4 protein-coding genes are annotated in these 4,304 nt (G+C 69.7%); all 4 read right to left on the bottom strand.

The genetic code is table 11. The features are described from left to right. On the bottom strand, positions 1-384 hold a 384-nt coding region (locus U9978_RS10335), incomplete at its 3' end, for a Zn-ribbon domain-containing OB-fold protein (protein ID WP_322760867.1). Between the two features lie 49 nt (positions 385-433). Then, positions 434-1,855, bottom strand: coding sequence for a dihydrolipoamide acetyltransferase family protein (locus tag U9978_RS10340; RefSeq protein WP_322760868.1), 1,422 nt, complete (start codon positions 1,853-1,855; stop codon positions 434-436). 189 nt (positions 1,856-2,044) lie between these two features. Next, positions 2,045-3,028 (bottom strand): alpha-ketoacid dehydrogenase subunit beta, encoded by a 984-nt coding sequence (locus U9978_RS10345; protein WP_322747069.1) that lies wholly within the window; start codon positions 3,026-3,028, stop codon positions 2,045-2,047. Positions 3,029-3,068: 40 nt separating this feature from the next. Beyond that, positions 3,069-4,118 carry a thiamine pyrophosphate-dependent dehydrogenase E1 component subunit alpha gene (locus tag U9978_RS10350; RefSeq protein WP_322760869.1) on the bottom strand — a complete coding sequence of 350 codons (1,050 nt, stop codon included), beginning with the start codon at positions 4,116-4,118 and terminating at the stop codon, positions 3,069-3,071. Positions 4,119-4,304: the final 186 nt, after the last annotated feature.

The following is a 4,304-nucleotide window of genomic DNA, read 5'->3' on the forward strand; positions in this document are numbered from 1 at the left end:
GCCGGCAGCGCCGGTCGGGACGAGCGTGAGCCAGACCCGCAGTCCGATGTCTAGCATGGCCGGGTCCCCGACCAGCAGGGACTCGACGAGCACCCCGCCCAGATCCACATAGCCGACCGCGTACGGCGCGAAGCCCTCCGGTGGAGCGTTGTACGGCGGCTTCGGTTCGAAACCCTGCACGGTCAGCGTCCAGATCGTGCCGTGTTCGGGCAGTGTGACAACGGACATGTCGCTGCCGGCCGCCGAGCACCGGGGGCAGGACAGCCCGGCCGGGAAGATCGTCGTTTCGCACCGCCCGCACGTGGCGCCGGCCAGCCGCGGTGGGTCCAGCGAGGCGAACAGCTCGCGATCGATCGGGATGCGACGCGGCACCACAGACGTCATCGGGACTCCCTCTCAGCCTTCAAGCCGCCAGCTTTCAACCTGCGAGCTTTCAACCTGCGAGCAACAGCAGCGGTCGGGCCAGCAGCGCCGTGACGGTACGGAGGTACTCGGCGGCGGGCGCACCGTCGACGGCACGGTGGTCGAAGCTGAGGCTGAGTGTCAGCACAGACGTTCGCCGCGGTGTGTCCCCCTCCCAGCGGACCCCGTCGCGGACCCGCCCGACCCCGAGGATGGCCACGTTCGGCGGGTTGATCACCGGGGTGAAGAAGTCCACGCCGTACCCGCCGAGGGAGGTGACCACGAAGGTCGCACCCTCCAGATCTCGCACAACAAGCTTCTTGTCACGGGCGGCGCCGGCCAGGCGTCTCACCTCGGCCGCGATGTCGAGCAGACCGCGGGTGGCGGCATCGCGCACGACCGGCACGAGCAGTCCGTCCGGCACCGCCACGGCCACCCCGACGTGGATCTCGGGCAGTAGGTGGATTCCGTCATCGCGGATGGTGGCATTGAGCAGCGGATGGTCACGCAGCGCTAATGCCGCAGCGCGTACGACGAAGTCGTTCAGTGACGGTACCCGTGGCTCGCCCGCGGTGGCACCGGTGCCCGTCCATTCCTGCTTGAGTTGGGCACGCAGGGCTACCAGGCCGGTCACATCGGCCTCGTAACCGTGGGTGAGCTGTGCCATCTCCTGCAGGCTGGCGTGCATGGTGCGGGCGATCGCACCCCGCATACCGGTCAGCGCGATGACCTGACCCGCCCGTGGGCTGGCCGGTGGCGCTGCCTGCGGTGGGCGTTCATCCCGCGTCCCGGCTGCGGCCGCGGCTGCGGTTGCGGTTGCCGCTGCGCGATCCACATCGGCCCGGCGGATGCGGCCTGCGGGTCCGCGCCCGGCAACCGTGGCGAGGTCCACACCGAGGGTCTCCGCGTACCGGCGCACCAGCGGGGTGACCGGCGGCGGGGTGACCGGCGGCGACACGACCGGCGGCGGGGCGGCGACGTCCACCGCATCGATGTCCTCGGAGACGATCCGGCCGCCCGGCCCGGTGCCACGGACGGTTACGAGATCGATGCCTCGCGCACGAGCGACGCGACGGGCGTTCGGGGACGCCAGCAGTCGACCGGCCGGCCCGGGTCGGGCCACCAGATCACCAGACACCACCGCACCAGAGACCACCGCACCAGACGCCACCGCCCCGGCTGGCGCAGCACCGGACACCGCACCCGGCAGAATCTCGCCGGCGGCGAGCAGCCAGCCCACCAGCGCGCCGGGAGGCAGGGTTGTTCCGGCCGGTACGACCGGATGGAAATGCCCCTCGCCCTCGGCCTCGACGTCCGTGTCGACCTTGTCGGTCGCGAGCCTCATGATCACATCGCCGGGTCGCACCGGGCCACCGGGCGGCACGAGCCATTCGGTGATCGTGCCTTCCTGCATCGTCAGCCCGAGCTTGGGCAGCAGCACCTCGACAGCCATCGCCGCAGTTCCTCTCTCCCCGGCCCTGGGGCCTGTCTGATGGATCTTCGATCGCGCGGACCGATGCCCAGAAGGCGCCCCGCCGCGTTGTCGTCGTCACCGATAGAACACCGCTATCGGCTCCTCCTCCGCCTTGCGAGCCACCCTCTGGATCATCGCCCGCATCGACCAATATCCATCAGACAGGCCCTAGCCCCGTGCGAGCAGGCGGCGGCAGCCGTCGGCTATCCGGGTGCGGTCAGGGATGTAGGCCCGCTCAAGCGCCGGGCTGAACGGCACCGGGGTGAAGGGTGCGCCCAGGCGCAGCACCGGGGCGTCCAGATAGTCGAAGGCGACTTCCTGGACCTGCGCGGCGATCTCGGCGCCGATGCCACCGAACCGAACAGCCTCGTGGACCACAAGCACCCGGTTGGTGCGCACGACCGACTCGACGATCGCCTGGCTGTCCAGCGGCTGCACGGTCCGGGGGTCGATGACCTCGACCGAGACGCCCTCAGCTGCGAGTTCATCGGCCGCGGCCATCGCCTCGACGGTCATCCGCCCCAGGGCCACAATCGTGACGTCGTCGCCGGTGCGCAGCGTGGCGGCCTTCCCGATCGGGACCTCGTAGATCTCCTCGGGCACGTCTCCCTTGGCTCCGAGCAGGACCTTGTTGAGCATCACGATGACCGGATTGTCGTCACGCACCGCAGAGACGATCATCCCTTTGGCGTCCGCCGGGGTGGCGGGCATGACCACCTTGAGTCCCGGGGTGTGGGCGAGCCACGCCTCCAGGCTCTGGGAGTGCTGCGCGGCCGCGCCGAGCCCGGCACCCGCCGCGGTCGTGATGGTGAGCGGAACGTTGACCGACCCGCCGTACATGAACTTCATCTTGGCGGCCTGGTTGACCACCTGGTCCATGCAGACGCCGAGGAAGTCCATGAACATCAGGTCACACACCGGCCGCAGGCCGCGGGCGGCGGCACCCACGCCGAGGCCGACGATCGCAGCCTCGGAGATGGGCGTGTCCACGACGCGGCGCGGCCCGAACTCCGAGAGCAACCCGTCGAACATGTGGAAGACCCCACCGTAGCCGGCGACATCCTCACCGACTACGAACACGTCGTCGTCGTCGCGCATGACCTGCGCGAGGCCCTCATTGAACGCCTTGACATAGGTCAGGGTGCGGGTCATCGACTGGGAGCTCCTTTGGCCGCTCGTCGCTGTACCGGGCTCATTCGCTGTAGACGTCACGGGCGATGTCCGCCGGATCCGGCTCGGGGCTCGCCTCCGCGAAGGCGATCGCCGCGGCGACCTCGGTCCTGGTCTGCGCCCAGATCTCCTCGAACCGCTCCGGAGCGACGGTGCCGGCCGCGGTCGCCCCGCGCTCCAGCAGCTTGATCGCGTCGCGTTCCTTCCAGGCGTCGATCTCCTCCTGGGTGCGGTACGCGATGCGCAGCCCCTTGACGCCCTGGTGATCGTAATAACGGTAGGTCTTGGCCTCGACCATGGTCGGGCCGCCACCGGCCCGAGCCCGCTCCACCGCGCGCAGGGTGGCCGCACGGACGGCGACCGCGTCCATCCCGTCGCAGATCTCGCTCGGCATTCCGTAGGCCGCCGCGCGATCGGCGACATCGGTGAGCAGCATGTGCCGGGCCTGTGGCGTGAACTCGGCGTAGCCGTTGTTCTCGCAGACGAGCACCACCGGCAGGTGCAGCACGGCGGCGAGGTTGGCCGCCTCGTGGAAGGTGCCGATGTTCGACGCACCGTCGCCGAAGAACGCCATGGCAACCGTCCCGTCGGACCGATAGGCGCTGGCGAAGGCCGCGCCCACCGCGATCGGGATGCCAGCACCGACGATCCCGTTCGCGCCGAGCATGCCGATCGACAGATCGTTGATGTGCATGCTCCCGCCCCGGCCGTGGCAGTAGCCGTCAACCCGGCCGAACAGTTCCGCGAACATCCGGGCGAAATCCGCACCCTTGGCGACCGCGTGACCGTGCCCGCGGTGGGTGGAGGTGATCTGGTCCTCATCGCGCAGCGTGCTGATTGCGCCGGCGGCGACCGCCTCCTGCCCGACGTAGAGGTGCAGAAAACCAGGCAGCGTTCCGGCCTCCATCAGCCGACCGGCCTCGGTCTCGAACACCCGAATGCGCACCATCCGGCGGTGCAGATCCAGGAGCACGGCCGCGTCGGCGGTGCCGGCGGTTTCGGCGGTGCCGGCGGCCGGCGGCGCGGGCTGGGCCGGCCGGGCGTCCTGGTCGACCGTGGCGGCTCGCGTCATGATGCCTGCCCCTCTCTGCCGTGGCCCGGCTGCCATGCACAGCGAAGCGCCATGCCATCCGACATCCGGGAGTTTGTCGAAATGGACTCTAGTAAGAGATGACTCGACACGCCAGACTCGTAGCCGATGTTTGTGGTGGGCAGCTGTAGTAAGAGCGCCCGGCAATAGGGGCGTGGATCAAGGAGT

It is taken from the genome of Protofrankia sp. Cr2, from assembly GCF_963555885.1.
In the GTDB taxonomy this organism is placed as follows: domain Bacteria; phylum Actinomycetota; class Actinomycetes; order Frankiales; family Frankiaceae; genus Protofrankia.

Excerpts from the sequence above, each read along its gene's own strand:
- U9978_RS10340 (WP_322760868.1), bottom strand. The coding sequence starts at position 1,855 with ATGGCTGTCGAGGTGCTGCTGCCCAAGCTCGGGCTGACGATGCAGGAA.
- U9978_RS10345 (WP_322747069.1), bottom strand. The coding sequence starts at position 3,028 with ATGACCCGCACCCTGACCTATGTCAAGGCGTTCAATGAGGGCCTCGCG.
- U9978_RS10350 (WP_322760869.1), bottom strand. The coding sequence starts at position 4,118 with ATGACGCGAGCCGCCACGGTCGACCAGGACGCCCGGCCGGCCCAGCCC.